This is a genomic window from Flavihumibacter sp. ZG627, from assembly GCF_000814325.1.
Classification (GTDB): Bacteria; Bacteroidota; Bacteroidia; order Chitinophagales; family Chitinophagaceae; genus Flavihumibacter.
On sequence record NZ_JPHF01000004.1, the window covers coordinates 177601 to 198895 of the forward strand.

Annotated in this window: 20 protein-coding genes; 12 read left to right on the forward strand and 8 right to left on the reverse strand. The window is 40.1% G+C overall.

What is annotated here, in order from left to right; translation table 11 throughout:
* Both HY58_RS10320 and HY58_RS10325 read right to left on the reverse strand, forming a co-directional pair.
* Positions 1 to 2457: a DUF5916 domain-containing protein gene (locus tag HY58_RS10320; protein WP_039131469.1), complete on the reverse strand. Its 2457-nt coding sequence runs from the start codon at positions 2455 to 2457 to the stop codon at positions 1 to 3.
* 154 nt (positions 2458 to 2611) lie between these two features.
* Positions 2612 to 3361: an XRE family transcriptional regulator gene (locus HY58_RS10325; protein WP_039131471.1), complete on the reverse strand. Its 750-nt coding sequence runs from the start codon at positions 3359 to 3361 to the stop codon at positions 2612 to 2614.
* An 82-nt stretch (positions 3362 to 3443) separates the two neighbouring features.
* On the opposite strand from HY58_RS10325, the gene surE reads away from it, so the two are divergent.
* From surE to lpxB, 3 genes are read left to right on the forward strand one after another with little or no spacing between them, the layout of a single operon-like run.
* Complete coding sequence (gene surE / locus HY58_RS10330) at positions 3444 to 4232, forward strand: 5'/3'-nucleotidase SurE (protein WP_039131473.1); 789 nt, start codon at positions 3444 to 3446, stop codon at positions 4230 to 4232.
* Complete coding sequence (locus tag HY58_RS10335) at positions 4232 to 4531, forward strand: hypothetical protein (protein WP_039131476.1); 300 nt, start codon at positions 4232 to 4234, stop codon at positions 4529 to 4531. Before surE ends, HY58_RS10335 begins: the two co-directional genes overlap by 1 nt.
* Before the next feature lie 23 nt (positions 4532 to 4554).
* Positions 4555 to 5664, forward strand: coding sequence for a lipid-A-disaccharide synthase (lpxB, locus tag HY58_RS10340; RefSeq protein WP_039131479.1), 1110 nt, complete (start codon positions 4555 to 4557; stop codon positions 5662 to 5664).
* A gap of 1 nt (position 5665) precedes the next feature.
* Here the strand turns inward: lpxB and HY58_RS20020 are convergent, their stop codons facing one another.
* The gene (locus tag HY58_RS20020; protein ID WP_371197906.1) at positions 5666 to 5836 is read right to left on the reverse strand and encodes a DUF6728 family protein; all 171 of its coding nucleotides are present in this window, start codon (positions 5834 to 5836) and stop codon (positions 5666 to 5668) included.
* A 134-nt stretch (positions 5837 to 5970) separates the two neighbouring features.
* Here HY58_RS20020 and HY58_RS10345 point away from each other — a divergent pair, with 134 nt between their 5' ends.
* The 4 genes from HY58_RS10345 (at position 5971) to HY58_RS10365 (ending at position 11307) form a co-directional block, all read left to right on the forward strand.
* Complete coding sequence (locus HY58_RS10345; RefSeq protein ID WP_039131481.1) at positions 5971 to 6780, forward strand: sulfite exporter TauE/SafE family protein; 810 nt, start codon at positions 5971 to 5973, stop codon at positions 6778 to 6780.
* A 54-nt stretch (positions 6781 to 6834) separates the two neighbouring features.
* Positions 6835 to 8235, forward strand: coding sequence for an OprD family outer membrane porin (locus HY58_RS10350; RefSeq protein ID WP_039132015.1), 1401 nt, complete (start codon positions 6835 to 6837; stop codon positions 8233 to 8235).
* Between the two features lie 247 nt (positions 8236 to 8482).
* The gene (locus HY58_RS10360) at positions 8483 to 9466 is read left to right on the forward strand and encodes a c-type cytochrome (RefSeq protein ID WP_082022128.1); all 984 of its coding nucleotides are present in this window, start codon (positions 8483 to 8485) and stop codon (positions 9464 to 9466) included.
* A 29-nt stretch (positions 9467 to 9495) separates the two neighbouring features.
* A complete protein-coding gene (locus tag HY58_RS10365) occupies positions 9496 to 11307 on the forward strand; it encodes a bifunctional UDP-sugar hydrolase/5'-nucleotidase (protein ID WP_052324034.1) in 1812 nt (603 codons plus the stop codon).
* A 6-nt stretch (positions 11308 to 11313) separates the two neighbouring features.
* Here the strand turns inward: HY58_RS10365 and HY58_RS10370 are convergent, their stop codons facing one another.
* Positions 11314 to 12486: a phosphatidylserine/phosphatidylglycerophosphate/cardiolipin synthase family protein gene (locus HY58_RS10370; RefSeq protein ID WP_256381579.1), complete on the reverse strand. Its 1173-nt coding sequence runs from the start codon at positions 12484 to 12486 to the stop codon at positions 11314 to 11316.
* A 37-nt stretch (positions 12487 to 12523) separates the two neighbouring features.
* On the opposite strand from HY58_RS10370, the gene HY58_RS10375 reads away from it, so the two are divergent.
* From HY58_RS10375 to HY58_RS10395, 5 genes are all read left to right on the forward strand, one after another.
* Positions 12524 to 14188 carry a Na/Pi cotransporter family protein gene (locus HY58_RS10375; protein WP_039131488.1) on the forward strand — a complete coding sequence of 555 codons (1665 nt, stop codon included), beginning with the start codon at positions 12524 to 12526 and terminating at the stop codon, positions 14186 to 14188.
* Between the two features lie 53 nt (positions 14189 to 14241).
* Entirely contained in the window at positions 14242 to 15012 is a 771-nt protein-coding gene (locus tag HY58_RS10380; RefSeq protein ID WP_039132024.1) for an ABC transporter permease, read from the forward strand.
* Positions 15013 to 15016: 4 nt separating this feature from the next.
* Entirely contained in the window at positions 15017 to 15769 is a 753-nt protein-coding gene (locus HY58_RS10385) for an ABC transporter ATP-binding protein (RefSeq protein ID WP_039131493.1), read from the forward strand.
* 9 nt (positions 15770 to 15778) lie between these two features.
* A complete protein-coding gene (locus HY58_RS10390) occupies positions 15779 to 16780 on the forward strand; it encodes an MlaD family protein (RefSeq protein ID WP_039131496.1) in 1002 nt (333 codons plus the stop codon).
* A 125-nt stretch (positions 16781 to 16905) separates the two neighbouring features.
* Positions 16906 to 17154 carry a YtxH domain-containing protein gene (locus HY58_RS10395; protein ID WP_052324036.1) on the forward strand — a complete coding sequence of 83 codons (249 nt, stop codon included), beginning with the start codon at positions 16906 to 16908 and terminating at the stop codon, positions 17152 to 17154.
* 72 nt (positions 17155 to 17226) lie between these two features.
* On the opposite strand, the gene HY58_RS10400 is transcribed toward HY58_RS10395, so the two are convergent.
* From HY58_RS10400 to HY58_RS10415, 4 genes are all read right to left on the reverse strand, one after another.
* On the reverse strand, positions 17227 to 18237 hold the full coding sequence (locus tag HY58_RS10400) for a metal-dependent hydrolase (RefSeq protein ID WP_039131497.1): 1011 nt from the start codon (positions 18235 to 18237) through the stop codon (positions 17227 to 17229).
* 98 nt (positions 18238 to 18335) lie between these two features.
* A complete protein-coding gene (locus HY58_RS10405) occupies positions 18336 to 18878 on the reverse strand; it encodes a DUF3347 domain-containing protein (RefSeq protein ID WP_052324038.1) in 543 nt (180 codons plus the stop codon).
* A 39-nt stretch (positions 18879 to 18917) separates the two neighbouring features.
* Positions 18918 to 20123 carry an efflux RND transporter periplasmic adaptor subunit gene (locus tag HY58_RS10410; protein WP_039131498.1) on the reverse strand — a complete coding sequence of 402 codons (1206 nt, stop codon included), beginning with the start codon at positions 20121 to 20123 and terminating at the stop codon, positions 18918 to 18920.
* Positions 20120 to 21295, reverse strand: coding sequence for an efflux RND transporter periplasmic adaptor subunit (locus HY58_RS10415; RefSeq protein WP_172644641.1), 1176 nt, complete (start codon positions 21293 to 21295; stop codon positions 20120 to 20122). Before HY58_RS10415 ends, HY58_RS10410 begins: the two co-directional genes overlap by 4 nt.

The following is a 21295-nucleotide window of genomic DNA, read 5'->3' on the forward strand; positions in this document are numbered from 1 at the left end:
TCAGGATCTCTTTTTCCGAAGATCCTGATAATCCAGGTAATAAATGAATTTCAAGGTAAATTCATTTCCATGGTCAAGCCCCATTATATGCGAAAGATTTTTTCCATATCCGGGTCTGCTATTAAGATCATTACTGTAATCTGGATCTATCCAATTTTTCCACCCTGCGATGATCCTGCTCCCGAGCCTGAAATCCCATACATAAAAAATGTCTAGGTTAAAAATATTCACATTCAGATCGCGGCCTTCAACAAAAGGACGGTCGGTCCAATTACCATCATCGTTCACGGAGTGGAAGGAGTGATTAGTTACCTTATTCCAATAATGACGGCCCCTTACAGTCATGTTCATGCGTGGAGCAAAATTGTAGATGCCACTCAGTATGGTGGTCACAACAAGATTCTGCCTGAAAGCAATGATAGGTCTTCCATCTGCCTCTTTTTCAAATGCAGAACCAAATTGGCCATTGTCATTCTGGTATGCATTACTAATCTCCATCGATAATTTATCACTGAACCGATATCTCAGACCCAGGCTGTACTTAAGGAACATATCATTATAAATGTCTTTGCTTTCTGCAAATCCGGCCGACCAATAGCCATACAAACGTTTACGGCTATCGCTGCTACCGCTTAACCCAATAAAAGCCCAAGAGGGTCGGCGGAGGAGTTTGTAACCAGAACGCAATTCGAAATAATCGTTGTACCATGTGGGTGTGGCAGTTATCTCAACAGTAAGGTCCCAGAAATTCTTAAACCACCAGAAAGCAGTTGCTTTTATCCTGGCTTCCTGAAAACCAAAAGGTTTAAACAACGACGTATGATTGGCTGTGAAACGATACCGCTGCTGTATGAATTTTTTTGTAGGAGTGAATATATTATAACTCAGGTTTAAGGCAGTTGTAATTTCATTTGAAGCTGGAAGGAAACCAAGATCATTTGGATCATAGAGATCCGATTCAATGCTGTTGCTTAAAGACCATTGCCACCTGCCGCTTACTTTTCCGAATGAAATAATATTGGCCCAACCTTCACGACCATTTGCTCCGGTGATTTTACTTATGCGGGGTTTAAAAAGAAAGGAATAACGATTGTCGCGTGTATAAAGACCAAGATCAATTGCAGAGACATTTGCATCGGGCGATGACCCACTTCGCCATACATTGGTGTTAGTGAAACTTATATAAGATCGGTTTCTTAAAGCTTTATCCAGCACTATAATATTATAATTGGAGAGATGTTCGGTGCGGATAATGGAATCATTCCCTGAAATTTCATTACGTATTATTGCGTCAACCGGTTGTGCAACCGCGTTAAATATTCCAATCCCAAGATTATGCTTATTTCTACCAGAAAATTTAATCGCATTAAATAAAGGAGTTATAGCCGGGTTATGTTTGATTGTGTAATTTTCATCCGCCCCGTAAGTCTCCGATATCTTCGCAAAGCTTCCTGGGGTTCTCCCAACCCTCCTACTGTAAAAGATTCCAGCCTTTTTAAATAATTCTGTACCCTCAGTAAAGAAGGGACGATTTTCCTGAAACTGAATATCAAAAGGGGTAAGATTATTTACTTTATTATCGGAGATCACTTGCCCGAAATCTGGTATCAATGTTGCGTCAAGTGTAAAACTTTCATTAATGCCCCATTTAAGGTCCATACCGCCACTACGCAACCACTCAACTTGCTTCTCGCCTTTTTCATTCGGGATATTGGAGCGATAACCACCACTTACATAGGGTGAAAAACTCAAACGAAGCGGGGGACTTAAGTCGGTTAATCCATCTAAGATTCCAAACTGGTTTACGAAACCGTTTACTGCAGGATTTACAGGATTCCAAAAGCTTGTTTCATTAGCTATTCTGTCAAATCGCAGGAATTGGATGCCCCATGTTTGCATTTTTTCTTTAGAGAACCTGATTGCACTATAAGGAATTCTTATTTCAACTGACCATCCCTCCTTATTATAGCTAACCCGACTATCCCAAACTGCATCCCAGCTTTTATCTCCGTAATTACCCCAGTCGCCACTAACCAACGGGGATAAACGAGCATCAGATTGAACATTACGGGAAGTGACTAGAAACTGGAAACCATTTTGTTGATCTTTATATGTATCGAGGAAAAGGGCAAAGTGGTCTGCATCAGCCCTGTCGTGTTCGTCACGTGCGGTTAATTGTCTACGCACCCTCGAAGGATCATCATAGAGCTGTGCTCCAACATATATAGCCGCGTTATCATAAAGAATCTTAACTGTTGTATTTTTTGCAGCAGGGTTTCCAAATGCAGGTTGATTAAGTATAAAATCGCTGGCAACAGGAGCATTTGCCCAAACTTGATCATCAAGTAAGCCATCTAGTTTCGGGCCCTGCACTACCTGTAATGCAATAGTCGTTTTTTGCTGCGCCTTTAAAAACAAAGATGAAATCAGGAATAAAAAAAGGGCAATCGGTCGCATTCAAAAAGGGATTATTTGTAAAACTACTCCATAGCCAATAAAATCTATCACCTTTCATCATAATCTTAACCAAATCCACCTACCTATAAAAAAGGAAACCGGCATAGAAATGCCGGTCTTACTAACCCATTGTACTAAAAACAAAGATTTATACTTAATTCATTTTTTTCTTTAGAGAGCTTACCTGTTCCTGGAGATTTGTAACAATAGTTGCCAGTTGATCAACATCCCAACGTTGCTGTAGATTGGCCCTGGTAATAACCATTTGCGCCTGCCAAACTTCAACAATATCACTTGCTTCTACCTGGTAGGGCTGATAGACAGGGTTGTCACTTACCAATGTCAATTTTTGCTTTGACCTGGGATTTTTCATCAAACGTTTATACACGATACCTTCCTGCCTGGAAACAACTATATAGGTATTGCTGGTTTTTACTGCTTCAAGATCTTCAACTTTTTCTCCTACTATAATAGAACCACTGGGAGTGGGTAACATTGAATCTCCAAGTATCTCAAAAGCCCTGTATTGACCGGGTGCAAGCATTGGTAAAGTGAAAGTATTCAGTTCGTCAATAAACTCAGGGTCTGCAAATCCATTAAGATACCCAGCCGCTGCCTTAACTGGTACAAACTGAATAACCGTAGGCTCTGTAGCCAGTTTCTGCGCCCTTCTTTTTGCGATATAACTGCCCTTGGTTTCGCCCAGGTCTTTAAGGAATAATTCATCAAGGCTAACCTTGAAGAGATCACTTACCAATTCAAGCACTTCGAGCCTTGGCTCGGCCCTCTCTTCTTCGTAGGCTCCTAAGAGGGAGCGTTTGATCTTCAGCCTGGTGGCGAAATCTTCCTGTGTCCATCCGCGAAGTTTGCGTAAGTACTTTAAGTTCTTTCCAGCGTAAGACATGCTAACTGATTTAGCACGAAATTACTAAATTTCTTATCATTACAAAATCTTTTTCAGGATTATTTCCTTCTTACATTCGCGTATGGCCAAGGCGAAAAGAATAAAACAAGAACCCATCATACTGATAACCAACGATGATGGCATCACTGCCCCAGGCATTATTAACCTTGTAGAGGCAGTCAAAGATCTGGGTAAAGTTGTAGTGGTTGCGCCTGACAAACCACAATCAGGTATGGGACATGCAATAACCATAGGATCACCTCTTCGGTTACATGCCTTTCACCAGTTTCCTGGCATTGAGGCTTACCAATGCACAGGTACTCCAGTGGATTGTGTGAAGCTTGCTGTTGATAAAGTGCTGCATAGGAAACCTGATCTATGCTTGTCTGGAATAAATCACGGCGCCAATCATTCCATAAATGTCATCTACTCCGGAACAATGTCGGCTGCAATGGAAGCAGGAATAGAAAGCATACCATCAATTGGATTCTCTCTGATGGATTATAGTATTGAGGCCGATTTCACTGCTGCCCGTGTTTATGCCCGGAAGATCACCCAGCAGGTCCTCAGTAAAAAACAGGACAAGCACATGGTATTAAATGTCAATATTCCTGCTGTACCTCAAGAACATATAAAGGGTATTAAAATCTGCAGGCAGGCATATGCTAAGTACCAGGAAGATTTCATGGAGCGGCAGGATCCTCATGGCAGAAGGTATTACTGGCTCACAGGTGAATTCATGAATTTTGACAAAGGAAAGGATACAGATGTTTGGGCATTAAACAATAATTATGTAAGTGTTGTACCCGTGCAATTTGATCTTACAAATTACGTTCTTAAGTCCAAACTTGAAAAAAGCTGGAAACACTGATGATAAAAAAAGATAATCTAAGATTGGGCATATTATTGGGATTCCTGGCACCCATTGCAGGCCTAGTACTTTATTATTTTTTTGCTTTCTATACGAGGCAGGTTGGCTTTCTTGAATTTCTGGGTTATCTCAAACAATACAAAAATCTTCTAACTGCGGTTAGTAGTATTTCTCTTGTGGCCAATGCTATTTTATTTACGCTTTATATCAATAACCGAAAGGATAAGACCGCAAAGGGAATTTTTGTCGCCACATTGATTTATGGAATAGCAGTACTTCTGATCAAGGTTTTGAAGTAATCGTCATCCCTATCTTTGCTTACATGAAATACTATATCATCGCAGGCGAAGCAAGCGGCGATCTCCATGGCAGTAACCTTATAAGGGAAATGAAAGTGAAAGACCCCGGGTCAATATTCCGTGGTTGGGGGGGTGATCTTATGCAAGCTGCCGGCGCAGAACTTGTAAAGCACTACTCAGAACTGGCTTTTATGGGTTTCGTGGAAGTGATAGCTAACCTCCGCACAATTTTCCGAAACCTTGATACCTGCAAAAAGGATATAGCTGCATTCAACCCAGATGCTATTATACTGATAGATTATCCAGGTTTCAATTTGCGTATCGCTGAATGGGCAAGAAAACAACAATACCGTACTATCTATTATATATCTCCACAGGTATGGGCATGGAAAGAAAACAGGGTGAGGTTAATTCGTAAGACGGTTGACAAAATGCTGGTCATTCTACCATTTGAAAAGGAGTTTTATAAAAAATGGAATTACCCCGTTGAGTATGTTGGTCATCCGCTTGCAGAAGTAGTGGATAATTATATTAAGGCAAATCCACAACTGCAACCACATAAAGATCTCGTGACATTATTACCTGGAAGCCGTAAACAGGAGATCCTCAAGAAGCTACCTTTGATGCTTGAAGTAACCCGATCATTTCCTGAACATAGGTTTGTAGTAGCTAAAGCTCCAGGACAACCAGATTCATTTTATGCGCCTTTATTGTCTGCTTACCCCCACGTCACAGCTGCCCGTGATGCTACTTACAACCTTCTGATGCAAAGCCGCGCTGCACTCGTAACTTCTGGAACTGCTACCCTGGAAACTGCATTATTCAGTGTGCCACAGGTTGTATGTTATAAAGGCAACAGGATATCATACCTGATTGCACGAAGGCTTATCCGTGTGAAATATATTTCTTTGGTGAACCTGATAATGGATAGACCAATTGTGAAGGAGCTTATCCAGGATGAAATGAATGTTACCAATCTTCATGTTGAACTGGAAAAAGTTCTTTTTGACAATGAATATCGAGACAAGATGGCGGCTGATTACCTGGAGCTGATCAGTAAATTACAAAAAGGAGGCAGAGCTTCCGAAAAAGCTGCACATAGTATCTTGCAGTTCATGCAGGGGGCGGTCTAAGTTATTTTTTCAGGAACAGAAAACGGATAAGCATGTAAATAAGTGCTGCCAGAAACATAAGAAGGGATAGGCGATTGATTCCATGCATATACCCTATCCATTTTGATTTTGGCGCATCGGGATTTTTTTTCTTTAAATATAGATATTCCGCAAGTTGTCTGAGAATGCCCATCAGTTTTTTATTGTTAACAAAGCTAGCCGTTTTTTGTTTTCAAGCGCAATTTCTCACTACAGGCTCATATTAGGTGATACATATCACAATACAGGCGTCTTCATTGTTTCAAATTTGCATTCAAAATAACAGCAATGGAAATTATTGGATATCTGGCAGCATTGGTAATTGGCATATCATTAGGATTGATTGGAGGTGGGGGTTCTATTCTCACTGTTCCCGTACTGGTATACTTGTTTGGTGTGGATCCTATAACAGCAACAGCTTACTCATTATTTATTGTTGGAGCTACCAGTCTGGTGGGAACCTGGCCTAAGCACAGGCAGGGAGAAGTCAATTTTAAAACTGCTTTTATTTTCGGAATCCCATCCATTCTGGCAGTATTCGCCACAAGAAAATTCATTGTGCCTGCCATCCCACATGATATTTTAAGTATAGGTGATTTTTTGATTACCAAGCCTATTCTCATGATGATCATATTTGCAGTCTTAATGGTATTTGCTTCTGTCTCAATGATTCGTGAAAATGGTAAAGCCAAAGAAATTGTAGAAGGCCCCCAGCAGTTTAATTATCCGCTCATAATTATAGAAGGAGCAATTGTTGGTACACTTACCGGATTGGTGGGTGCAGGTGGGGGCTTCCTTATTATCCCGGCTCTTGTTTTATTAAGCAAATTACCTATGAAACAGGCGGTGGGCACATCGCTTCTTATTATAGCAGCCAAGTCACTGATTGGCTTTACGGGTGATCTTGGTCATACAATAATGGATTGGAAGCTGCTGCTTTTAGTTACAGCTCTTGCTATTGCTGGAATTTTTCTGGGAAATAGTATGAGCAAAAAAGTATCCCCCGAAAAACTCAAGAAGGGGTTTGGGTGGTTTGTACTGGTAATGGGTATATACATCATAATAAAGGAACTTTTTTTTGGTGGTGGAGGTCATTAAAATTGATGGGAAGAAAAAAATAGCACCGTGCAAATGATAATTAATCTTTCAAAAATGACAACAGCCCAAATAGCAATTATAATGCTATTAGTGTTAACATTTAAAGAGGCAGCGGCCCAGCAGGCTATTGATCATTCATCTGCAGAATCAGATAGCAGCTCAATTCTACATGCCTTCAAAAAGGGCAAAATTCATGGCCATTTCCGGTATTTTTTTATGGCTACAAAAAACAGAGGAGTTCTGCAAGACTATTATGCTAATGCCATTGGCGGAGGCATAAAATATGAAACAGCTCTATTCCATGGATTCCAGTTTGGTGTTGGCGGATTCTTTATTTATAATATCGGATCTTCAAACTTTAGTGTTCCAGATCCAACTACAGGTTCAATGAATCGATATGAATTGGGTTTGTTTGATATAGAAAACCCTGGCAATAAGAATGATATCGACCGGCTTGAGGAGTTATATCTGAAATATAAAATTGGAGAATCAACGATCGTTTTCGGTAAACAATTGCCTGATATGCCATTTATAAATATGCAGGATGGAAGGATGCGTCCCACCGAAGTAGAAGGAGCAGTAACAACAATCAATGATATAAAAAACACAACAATCACAGCAGCCTGGCTCTTTAAAATCTCTCCGAGAAGCTCTGTTGAATGGTATTCAGTAGGAGAATCTATTGGTGTTTATCCGCAGGGAATAAGTCCGGATGGAAAACCTTCTTCCTATCGCGGACAACTCGAAAGCAAGGGGGTAGCAGTTTTGGGAATAAAAAGAAAAATTAGTGAATGGTTTACTGCTGAGGTGTGGAACCAATATGTAGACAACATTTTCAATACATCATTGATACAGTTCGATTTAAATCATCCGATAAAATCTTCCACCAAATTGAATGCTGGTTTGCAGTTGTATCGTCAGGATGCAATAGCTCATGGAGGCAATGAGGATCCTGAGAAGACATATTTCAAAAAGGGATCCAAAAGCTATGCCTTTAGTTTGATGACTGGTTTGAAAAGTAAAAATTGGGATGGTTCTCTCAATTATACCCGTATAACTAAGAGTGGCCGATACCTGATGCCGCGCGAATGGGGGAAGGATCCCTTTTATACATTCTTACCCCGAGAAAGAAATGAGGGCATAGGTGATCTGGACGCTGTTGTAATTAAGCTGGGATATAATTTCCCAAAGGCGCATCTTCGTTCCACTTTTGGTTATGGGCATTATTATTTACCAGATGCCAGAAATGCCGCATTTAATAAATATGCGATTCCCTCATACCGCCAATTAAACGCAACTGTAAAATATGATTTTCAGAAATTATTTCAAGGGATGGATGTACAATGTATTTACGTAGGAAAATTGTTGGCAGGAGAAGACTATGGAAATGATAAATATGTATTTAATAAGGTAGACTTGTCACATTATAACCTTATCATCAACTATAATTTTTAGTGCCATGATAAATAAGATAGACCCTGTATGGTTCTCCCGAATAATTCGATTTGGGTTGGGCATTGTCTTCATCGCTATTGCTTTTCAATATGAAGATGCATGGTCCTTATACCTATTTGGCGGTATTTTTATTGTAACGGGATTCGTCAGGCCCGGGCGGTGCGTTGATGACAAATGTGAACTGTGACCAATATCACAATAATTAACTTGGCAAAAGAGCATTTTTAATTATATAAGCAGGAAAGAGATGAAAACGATTGCATATTCAGGTCTCGAAGCAACTATAATATTCTTATTTACAGTATTGTTGTTATCCGCCTGCAGCCACAAAAAATCCTCAAAAGAAATTGAAAAAACGTCGATGAAGGAAATTCCATGGCAGGGGTGGAGTAAAGATTTCATCAGTCCCCAGGATAGCCTTGTACGGTATGGATATGAGCTGATTTCTAATACATCACAATATCTCGGACCGAAAGGATCTGTTGCTCAGATTTCAAATTGCATGAATTGCCAGAACTGCCATATTTCGGGAGGTACAGTTCCATGGGGCAATAATTACAGTGCTGTTGTTTCCACCTATCCAAAATTTCGCGATCGTAGTGGTGGTATGGAGACTATTCCAAAACGTATAAATGATTGTTTTGAAAGAAGCCTGAATGGCAGGGCCCTTGATAGTAATAGTTTGGAGATGAGATCTATGGTTGCATATATGCATTGGGTAGGTGATGATATTGCACAGGGTGAAAAACCAATAGGTAGCGGAATTAAAGAATTGGCATTCCTAGATAGAGCCGCTGATCCTAATAAAGGCAGGACTGTGTATATTAATAGTTGCCAGAACTGCCATGGAAATAATGGCGATGGTCAATTAAATATATCTGGTTCCGGATATACCTATCCCCCATTGTGGGGAGCCAACAGTTATAATGTGGGTGCCGGACTTTATCGTATATCGCGGCTTGCCGGATTCGTTAAGACTAACATGCCTTACCTACTGGCCACTTATAATCATCCAGTTCTTAGTGATGAAGAATCATGGGATGTTGCAGCATATATAAATTCACAACCTCGGCCAGGGAAAGATATCAGCCAGGATTGGCCTGACATTTCTAAAAAACCAATTGATCATCCTTTTGGTCCTTATTCCGATGAATTTAGTGAAGAACAACATAAGTTCGGCCCATTCCAACCAATAAAGGAAGCGAGAGATAGCAGGAAAAAACAGCTCTGAAGTAAGCTAATAACTTTTAAAAAACAGCCATGTTAAGATCCCATCCATCCAATTGTGCATGCACAAATCGAAATTCAGACAGACTTACCCAGAAAGAAAAAGAGTTACACCTGGAAATTTCATCCAATAGCCGACGTGAATTTTTACGAACTGCCGGGATGCTTGGATTGGGAATGGGGGCTGGTGGTGGTCTTGTTACACCAATGGCTGCAGCTGCAAGCAGCACCCCGGAAAGCAATTTAGAAGAGGCCGGGATTTACGCAAACAAAGCGGTTAAAAAAGGTAATGCATCAGTGATTACATTACTTCATACTGCCGACATCCATTCACAGCTTTCAATTCATGATGAATTCTTCATTGAAAATGAAAAGGTAGTTTACAAGAAAAGAGGTGGGTTTGCAACACTCAAGACCATGATCAACCAATTACGCGCAAAGAATCCCTCTGGAACACTTGTAATTGATGGTGGCGATTGCTTCCAGGGAGGAGGAGTTGCGGCACTGACCGAGGGTAAAGCTATTGTCCCACTTATCAATAACATAGGTTATGACATCATGCTTCCAGGCAATTGGGAAGTTGTATATGGAAAGGAAATGATGATGAAAGATATGTTTGCTTATAATGCCATTAAGGTCTGTGCAAACATGTTTCACAAAACAAATGATACTTATAATGGGGATCTTATCTTTCCTCCATACTTTATTAAATATATCGGCGGCTCAAAGATTGGGTTCATAGGATACAATGACCCTTTAACACCAAAGCGTCAATCACCGGCATATAGCGATGGTATTCAATTCACATCCCCAGAATTAAACGTATCAAAGTATATCCGTTTACTAAAAGAGTATGAACATTGTGATATGGTTTTCCTGCTTACACATATGGGACTTGCCCAACAGGTTGGACTAGCCAACATGGTTGAGGTAAAAGGCGTCGATTATATCTTAGGTGCAGATACCCATGAGCGGGTACGGAGCCCAATTGAAGGGAAATATACAAAGGTTACAGAACCGGGTGCATTTGGTTCGTTCCTCGCCAAACTTGATATTGTTCTTGAAAAGGGAGTGATTAAGGACCAATCTTATCAGTTACTTGATGTTGATCCTGACCGATACAAACCAGATCCAGAAATGGAAAGGCTTGTAGAAAATGCCCGTGCGCCTTTTAAAGCGCAATTGGACAAAGTGATTGGAAAAACTAAAACTCCGTTGGTAAGATATTATGTCATTGAAACTCCGATGGATAATTTCATCACAGATGCAATCATGTGGAAATTTAAACCTGATATAGCAATTAGTAACGGTTTCAGATTCTGCCCACCCCTTGTTCCTGATCCGTCAACAGGAATTGCTGAAATTACAAAGGATTATTTATGGAGTATGTTACCGGTAGATAGCGAGGCAAAAGAAGGTCTGATTACCGGACGCCAGCTATGGGATTGGATGGAAAAGGAACTCCAGAATGCATTCGCAAAAGATCCTGCAAAACGATTTGGAGGCTGGGTTGTTCGTTTTAAAGGTATGGAAGTAAAATTCACTATTGGAAATGAGATAGGAAAAAGAGTCCAACATATAAATGTGGGTGGTGAACCACTTGATATTCAAAAAAACTATCGGATTGTAGCATGTGAACGAGAGGGCGATCCGGATACCACATTATGCCGAATTGAAGGTGTAGCAGGAGCTAAACGACTTGGCTCAACACTTCATAACATGATAGAAGAATACCTTGCGGTGCATTCGCCCATATCACCGAAAATGGAGGGAAGGTGTACAGCAACTGATGCACCGGACACATTGCTGACCCAGTTGATGGGGGTAGGCTATGAATTCAGGTAAAGGCTCTCATCGCCTTTGCTTGAAATAAAATGTAAACAGAAAAAAGATAAGACGGATAATATCATAGGATGAACGTTGCAGAAAAAGTTCAAATAAATTATACTGTTTTGACCATTCCTTTTCAGTAATTGCTTTGCAATCATTTTCAATTATCTTCTTTAGCTCTTGTTCCACCGTAAATGAAAATAGGCTGTTGTTTATATCGAGATTCAATTCAATACTGGCATAAGCACTAAGAAAATTAATATTGTATGATCCAATGGTTGTGAATTCTGAATCGAAGCAACTGATTTTTCCATGCAAAATATTTGCCTGATATTCATAGAGAGAAATTCTATTTCTAAGTAGCCATCGGTAAAGATAACGTTCAGCATTCTTGGCCATAACTATATCCGATTTACCGGCCGCTATTACATGGATTTTCACACCGCGGGCAGCTGCTCTTGCCAGACTTTTTCGCATCACGCGACCCGGCAGGAAATAACTTGACATTAGATAAACTTCTTTCTCAGCAGAAGAAAGTAACTCAATATAACTGTGCGATATCTCGGTGCGTCTGCGCACCCAATCTTCTCGCCTGATTCTAACTTTACAACTCCCTTCACTTAAATAATGCTCAGGTTTAAGTTGATATCGAACCGACTTTTTCCTACCCCATCCAGCTTTATTCCATAGATCCTGGCAAATCAGGAACAACTTTCCACAAATTTCTCCTTCTACAAATACAGCCCAATCCAACCAGGCTGTTTCCTGTGGCATATCATTGTACCTGTTACTGATATTGATACCGCCAACCATCGCCCTGGAGGCATCCGCAATGATAACTTTATGGTGGAGCCTTCGTCCGAAATAAAAATGATTTGCCCTTAAAAGTGGTTCGAACCAGCGAAATTTTATTCCAGCTAATTTAATCTCTGCAATACAATTCCTGGACAATCCTTGCGATGCATAACCATCAACCAGCATAAATACTGATACACCTTTTGCAGAAGCATCGGTTAATGCATTAAGAACAGATCTTCCTGTTTCATCATCATCAAAAATATACATCTGAAGATGAATTGAATGTTCTGCGGACCGGATCAAGTCAATAAGACTTTCAAAATAATTTTTTCCTCCCCGGATCAATTTGACCCGATTATGAAACGTGAATCCACCAAGCGCATTTTTGGCTTTCATGATTACGTTAATATAGTACTTTTAGGGAGATTCAAACATGGCAATAAGTACTGAAATATGGAAGTTGATTGCAGGCATCGTTATCTTTATTATGGGTATGCGATTTCTGGAAGAGGCCCTGAAACAGATCGCTGGGCGTCCTTTCAAATTATTTCTCAGAAAGCATACAACCAATAAAGTTAAAGGCATATTAGGCGGTGCAGTGGTTACAGGGATTCTTCAAAGCAGTTCAGTAGTAAATATAATGGTTTTAGCTTTTGTGGGTGCCGGGGTCATAAGTATGCAAAACGCATTGGCTTTAATGCTGGGATCAAATTTAGGCACAACACTTACCAGTTGGCTAATCGCCACCATAGGTTTCAAAATTAATATCGAATCACTCGCTTTTCCGCTTACCGGCATTGCTGGCTTAGCATGGTCTCTTACCTCCAGCAATTCACGATTTTATCAATGGCTACATTTTCTCCTGGGATTTGGCCTGCTGCTTATAGGGCTGCAGTTTATGAAAGAAGGGGCTACTGAAACAGTGGAACAAGTTGACCTGACCCAGTTTAATCGATACCCTCCAATAATATTTTTGATTTGCGGGGTAATAATTACTTCTTTGGTCCAATCAAGCAGTGCCACCGTCGCCCTTGTTCTTTCTGCAATTTATACCGGGGGTATAACCCTATATGCGGGGTGCGCAATAGTTCTTGGTGCTGAAATTGGAACTACCATTAAACTACTAATTGCAGCGCAAGGTAAAATGGCTGACAAAAAACGGGTTGCCCTCGGAAATTTTCTTTTCAATACCTTAACCACAATCGTTGTTTTCTTTATACTCACGCCTTTATTATGGTTCATAACTGAAGCAATTGGTATAAAAGACAACCTGATAGCATTGGTTTTTTTCCAGAGCACCGTCAACATTATAAGCATTTTCCTGTTTTTTCCCTTGCTGAATATTTTTGGAAATTTTTTGCAGAAAAGGTTTACAGAGAATGAAAAAGAAACCAGGTTTCTCCATCTCGTTAAGCCAACAGACCAGGAGCTTGCACTCCAAGCAATGGAGAAAGAAGTAATTCACTTTATTTACCATGTTATTGATTTCTTTGTAGATGCCCTTGAACTTAAGGGATTGTCAGTGGAGGTTAAACTTATCAACCATGATTACAACAAAAAGGGGGCACAGGATAAGTATGAGTTCATTAAAGAGTTGCATGGCGACATTCATGGGTTCTATTTGAAAATGCAAGGCAATAATTCAGATACTGAGAATACATTGAGAACTGAATCCTTAATTTCCGCAGTACGGAATGCCATGTACGGGGCAAAAAGCATGAAGGATGGCTGGCAAGATGCCTTACTGCTCAGGAATTCTTCAAATGAATCCAAATTCGGTTACTATAAGGCTTCTCAGGGGCGTATGCAGGGATTTCTGGAGCCGTTGTTACAAATAATGGTGGCTCCAGGTAGTACGAGGAGCGAACTACTCGAGGGTCTGTACTACAGCGTGGTTGAACAGTATACAAATTCTGTAAGGCTACTGTATAAGGAGCATGCATATTCGAATCTTAATGAATCTGAAATAACTACAATTATTAATTATAACAGGGAACTGTACACGGCCAAAAAATCTATCCTTCTGGCAGTAAAAGATTTCTTATTAGGCTCAGAAGAAGCTGCGCGATTTAATGATCTTCCGGGGTTCATCAGGTGAAGATCATTCGCTATCCAACATTTTTTGATTACATTGAAGTGAACTACAACGGTATGAAATTGCCCCGCACTACCCAAAAATTTTTTGATGAAGCGGGAGCTATAAGCCGATTTACGGGTCGATTTTTCCATGAGGCTTTCCGGCCTCGATATGAAATTGTGGAATTTATAAATCAATGTTTCATTATAGGATATCGCTCATTACCATTGGTTGGGTTAACTGGTTTTATTATGGGACTGGTTTTAACTATGCAGCTCAGACCCTCCCTTGTTGATTACGGGGTAGAAAGTGAATTACCTGCGATGGTAGGAATCGCAATCATCCGGGAAATAGGCCCTGTACTTACGGCACTCATATTTGCAGGTAAAATTGGAAGTAGTATTGGAGCAGAATTAGGAAGTATGAAGGTAACTGAACAGATTGATGCCATGGAAGTAAGTGGAACTAATCCTTACAAATACCTTGTAGTTACCCGTGTTCTGGCAACTACTCTTATGCTACCGTTGTTAGTTTTATTAGGGGATGCAATATCCCTTTATGGCGCATTTATGGGAGTGAATATTAAAACAAATACATCTTTTACTCTTTATTACACACAGGTATTTGACGCCCTGGCTTTCTCGGATGTGATCCCGGCTTTTGTGAAATCCTTTTTCTTCGGATTTGCTGTAGGAATAATTGGGTGCTTCAAAGGCTTTAATTCAAGTAAGGGTACAGAAGGGGTGGGTAGAAGTGCAAATAGTGCAGTTGTGGTGTCGAGCCTGATGGTATTTGTCCTTGATCTGCTGGCCGTTCAGGTAACCGATTTATTGGGTTTAAATTAATTTAATGGAAGAGCGGAGCTTAAATAAGACCGAAGTGGTAATTAGTATCCGAAAGCTATATAAGGCATTTGGAACTAATGCTGTATTAAAAGGCTTCGATCTGGATCTTAACCGAGCGGAAAACCTTGCTGTACTTGGTAAATCCGGAAGTGGCAAATCTGTATTGATTAAATGCATTATTGGGCTGCTCAAACCCGATAGTGGTATAATTAATGTTTTCAACGAATCCATTCCCGAAATGGAACAAGATGAACTTGATCATATACGTGCCCGCATTGGATTTCTATTCCAGAGTAATGCCCTTTACGATTCCATGACAGTTAGAGAAAATCTTGCCTTCCCCCTCAGAAGACATTGGATTGAAAAGAGCCAGACAAAAGAACTTGAATTGATCGAGGAAGCCTTGGAAAATGTTGGTCTCGCCCATACGCTTAACATGATGCCCGTTGAATTATCCGGTGGTATGCGAAAAAGAATAGCACTGGCCCGAACATTAATTTTGCGTCCGGAAATTATCCTTTATGATGAACCTACAACCGGTTTGGATCCTATTACCGGCAAGGAGATTAGTGAATTGATGGTCCGCATACAGGAAAAGTATAAGACATCTTCTATAATCATCTCACACGATATGAATTGTATTAAAATCACTGCTGACAGGATTACCCTGCTAACCGACGGAATCGCATATGCTACCGGTAGCTATGATGAGCTGAAAGCTTCGGATGATCCTGTAGTTAAGCAATTCTTTGATTAATTTTGCAATATGGCCGAATCACGAATCAACAATCTTAAACTTGGAATTTTCACCATAGCCGGTATATTGTTTCTTGTGATTTCGCTTTACATGATAGGAAAGGACCAGAATCTGTTTGGTTCCAACATTCTCATAAGCACAAGAATGAGGAATGCAGGAGGGCTTGTGAGCGGGAATAATGTTCGGTATTCTGGTATCCAGGTAGGAACAGTGAGTGAAGTTAACCTGCTTTCAGATACTAGTATTGAAATTATTATGTTGATCAATGAGGATGCTGCTAATAAAATCCTGAATACATCTATTGCTTCACTTGGAACTGAAGGCTTGATAGGAAACAGAATAGTTAATCTAATTGCAGGCCCGGGAACAGGCAGGCCCATCAGGGAAGGTGACGTGATTATGGGGAAAAAAACAACGGATACAGACCAGATGCTTGAAACACTTTCTACCACTAACCAGAATGCTGCGGAACTCTCGTCTGAACTCCTGACAGCCGTCAAAAGATTAAATGGAAGTAGTGGCTTTTGGAGAATCATTGAAAATGACACCTTGGCTACAGACCTAACAACCACATTGCAAAATATCCGGAAAGCTTCTGAAAATACTAATATGCTGACCTCAGATATGAATGGAATGCTTAACGATATCAAATCAGGAAATGGATCAGCAGGAAAAATATTATTTGATACTACATTGGCCACCCAGCTGGGCGAAGCTCTTTCCAAATTAAACCACGCAGCCTCCAATGCTGCAGCCCTGACTGAAAAAACAGATCAGCTCCTCAAAGGTATAAAACATGATATAGAATCAGGTAATGGGCCTGCGAATTCCATATTAAAGGATTCTGGAATGGTTGTCAAACTCCATAATACCCTAACTAACGTGGAGAATAGCACTGCTGCATTCAATGACAATATGAAAGCGCTAAAACACAATTTCTTATTAAGAGGCTATTTCCGTAAACAAGAAAAGATTAAATCCAAAGATTCAGCTTTTGGAAAACCAAAATAATGCAGGCGTTAGAGATGTTAAAATTGACAAGAATCATGGTCCACCCTGTTAACTATCAATTGTAATTATTGACTAATTTGTTATCTTAGAAAGGCTAATAAATCCATCATATAAACCTATTTATCATGACAAACACAAATAAGTTACTTGCGGCAGTTGCCGCAGGTGTGGCAATCGGAAGCATACTGGGTGTTTTGTTTGCTCCTGATTCAGGCGAACATACTCGCAAAAAGATTGCAGATGGCACAAAAAAGTTTTCAGATGATTTGTTGGATAAGATTAATGAAGGAAAAGATCGCCTTTCAAGTGTACGTAATAACATGCTTAACAAGGTAGATTCTTTGAAAGAAAAAGTTGAAGAGTACACTTCTTAACTCCAATTTTAAAATTAATGACCATTTAGTAGAGCTAACTTGCTAAATGGTCATTTTTTTACCTTAGCCATTTCAATTTCCTTTTATCCTCCGAACCAGAGACATTGCCGTTTCCTTATTCCAGCCCGCAAACCTCCCCCGCTGAACAATTATTTCATTGTCTTCAGGATGGGTGAGGTAATAATGAAATACAAATTTTTGCCGGGGATCATGCCAGCCAATAATCTGACCGAATCTGAGATCATTGAAAACCAGACTGTCTCCTCTTTTTTCGACTGTATAAAATTCTTGTGAAAAACGAACCAGGTTTTTAACATCTTCGTGATCCGCGATGGAATCTAGATAGTGTGCATTTCTGGGGAAGTATTGAAAATCGATCTTTTTCTGCCGATCAAATACAGAACGGAATCCTACATGGTAACCGCTATCATTACCTGCTACAACGAACCATAACCAATTATTCAATGGCGTGGGTGTTGTAAAGTATCTCTTCACTCGTATATTCTGGGCTGCAAGAATTTGGCGTGTATCTCTATCAATATTGAGCTTATTCACCATTGCATAACAGAGATAGATGGCAGGAATATAAATTCCAAATTTCCACCAGAAACGTCGTCGGACACTAAGCATTGGCGTTACCAACATTATAAAAGCGGCAATTCCAGGCCAAATTGAGAAAAATGGATCTGCTACGTAAAGTGTATTAAAAGAAAAACGGTAATGACTGCAAGGTTCAAACCAGGCCGTACCATAATTATTAAATCCGTCTAAAAAAACATGGATAAGCATTTCTGCTATGAAAAATAACATCCATTTCTTTAAAGTGCTGACATTAGGTAGATGGATACGGTCTGCAATGAGTGCAAGAAGTGGTGTCATCAGCACAACAAATAAGAAGGAATGTGTAAAGCCACGATGAGCAAGTAATTCCTCTGAAAGAGGCATCCAAAATCCTGCTATAAAATCGATATCGGGAACACTTTGAGAAACCGCCCCCCAAAACATTGCCTTTTTACCAATAGATTTTCCCCAGAAAGCTTCGCCTATACAGGCTCCTATTGCTATATGCGTTAGTGAATCCATGCTTTATAAGTATGGTAAATTAAAATAAATAAATGGCGATGAGCAAAAAAGAATAAACTTCCAGCCCATCGCCATTATATAAAAATCTACTTATCTACTTATTTAAGCGTTTCCCTAATTTCGCCACAGGTAAGCATCTTATCTCCAAAATATGGATTGCGAATTTCTTTCTCGTTGCTAATCCACTGTGCTCCTTTGTCATTAAATGCCATAGGACAGTACTCCACATATAATTCCCCACTATTGAAACCACTGGCCTTCACTTTGGGTATCAAAAGATTGCTCATTGTTGAAAAAGCTACACGCTGCGTCTCAATATCTGAGGTTGCTGAAACTTTTGCCGCCTCTGCTGCAATTGCCTTACCATCTGTAAGTTGTACGGCGCCTTCTTCAATAGCCATTGCAGCTTTCTTAGCTTCTACCACATCACCGTTAACAAGTGCTGTCTTGAGATGAATATAATGTTGGTATACTGCATTTAGAGAAGCATCTTTAAGACTCACAGAAACAGTTGAATCAGAATTAACTGTTGTTATGGTCATAGTGTCATGTCCACTATGATCTTCCGTTTTGGTAGCTGCATCCCCGCAAGCAACCAGTGAAACTGATAAAATGGAAAGGATTCCGATTTTGATTGTCATTCTGATCATTTCATTGATTTTAATATGAATTAATAAATTTTAATGCTGCTTAACCGGATGTCTGCCTTTTTTGAGAATAAACTCGCTGTATAACAGATATGCTCCGCTTACCACTACCCTATCACCCTCCTGAAGTCCCTTTACTATTTCCGTGCCATTCATTCCTTCCTCCCCTATCACCACCTCAACTGGCACAAAAGTATTAGTCTCCCCTTCTTTCCAAACATGTGTTGAAGCGCCATCCCGCACAATAGCATTCGAAGGCACTGTAATTAATTCTTTTGATGTTTTACCGGGTAGAATCACTTGGGCGGATAATCCTGGCTGCCACAACTTATTGGGATTAACTATAGTGCCTCGAATCCGGATTAACTGTGTTTTTGGGTCAATTGCTGGCTCAATGAACTCTACCCGCATTGGCATTTTAGTTCCTGTATTTCCCCCCACTATAACCTGAAACATCATACCTTTTCTAACTTGAATAATTTCTGAAGGATAAATATCTGCCTCTACCCAAAGCCTGTCATAATTCTCGATTTGCATTAGTGTAGTTCCCTCACTTACAAATTGCCCCTGTGTTACAGAAAGCTCTGAAACTTTTCCACTGAGGGGTGAAAAATACGTAAAATATGGTTCGGGTTTACCTGACTTGATGAGTTGCTGGATTTGCGCTTCTGTTTGCTGGTATAACATAAGACGTTGTTCGGCGGCTGCCGTAATATCCTTAAATCGCTTATCCTCCTTAAATGCGACCGACTGCGCACGGGCGAGCAAATACTCTTGTTGTAAACTCATTAACTGTTCGGAATATATCCGGTAGAGGGGTTGCCCTTTAGCAACGGTTACCCCAGGTTCTTTTATATATAGTGTTTCCAAACGACCTGCTATCCGGCTACTGACAACCGCATTGCTTTGAGGATCTTTAACCAGCCTGGCATTAAGCATTGTTTGGCTGCCAATTTTGCCCGATCCGATTACCGCAACTTGAACATTTGCCAGTGCCTGTTGATTCTTATCTAAAATAAGTTTTGCCTCCTGGTTATTCCTATCAAATAAAACCAGATCCATACCACAGATAGGGCAGGTACCTGGCTTGGTTTGTATGATTTGTGGATGCATTGGACAGGTGAAATTATCAGGCATAGCTTCTGCCTGATTTGCTTTTTGATCATTACATGCAGATAATATTATCGTAAATTCTAACAGCGCAAAAAGCGAAACTTTCAAAAATGATTTTCGTTTCATTCTTTGTTATTTTCTATAGTAGGAATAAAGCTTTCACTATCCACCAGAAACCAGGCATTGGATGATATTCTTAATAAACTGATATCGTCCAGTATTTGAACCCATTCATCATCCTTAACTCCGGTCCTTATCTCTTTTGGTAGAAACACATTTCCCTCTTTGTGAAATATGACTTGCCTATCGCCAAGATCCCAAACTGCTTTTCGTGGTAGCCACCAGCCATCATTAACAGTATATGCCATTAATGCAGTCATTATCTGTCCTGGACGGAAATCTTTTCTATCTAGGTAAACACGAACTTCCGAAAAGGACCTCCCATTTAATACAACAGGTTCCACAAATCCAACTTTCACCATATGTGTATTAAGCGAATCAGACAATGCCCAGATCAACATTTTTCTATTCTTATGTATATACGAAGCCAATTGATTATTAAAACTGAAACGGGCGATTAATCCATGATTCTGGTAAATACTGAAAACCGGTTCACCGGCAGTCAGGTACTCCCCCTCTTTAGTTAGGATTGGGGTATTGCGAAAAAGATCTGGTTTAATGGAAGAAACTCCTTCAATATCTACCGACTCATTACCCATTCCTTCCATTCCATTATTTCCCTGCCCAGATATCAGGACTTCATTTCTTGCGGCTCCAGCAGAATTAGATTCAAGAATATAGCCGCTGGCTGGGCTGAAAACGGCTATCCGATATTGTGGTTGTCCTTTAGTGATCACATCATTAATTTGCAAATAAGTCATTCCCAATAGTGACAGCTTTTCCTTTACACTCTTCACCAATCGTTCATCTGAGCCAGCCTTTACCAAGTATAATAATTCCCGCTGTGTAGCTACTAAATCAGGCGAGTAAATTTCCATAAGTAGCTCACCCTTCGATACAGGTTGATAATTGAAACGAACCCTCATCCTTTCAATTCTCCCACTTACCCTGCTAGAGAGTGTAATAGTGTTACGGGTATCAAAATCAATGATACCTGGTACGGTTTCAGTTAGAATCTTAGGCCCTTTTACAGCCGAAATCACAGGAATATTAGATACCACCCTTTCATTTACAGGTTTTAAGAGGTGGTTTACTGAAGTATCCACGTTGTATTGATGGGCTTTATCGGCATCCGTCGCGGCTGGTTTTTCATTACAACCTGCTATCGCTAACATCAT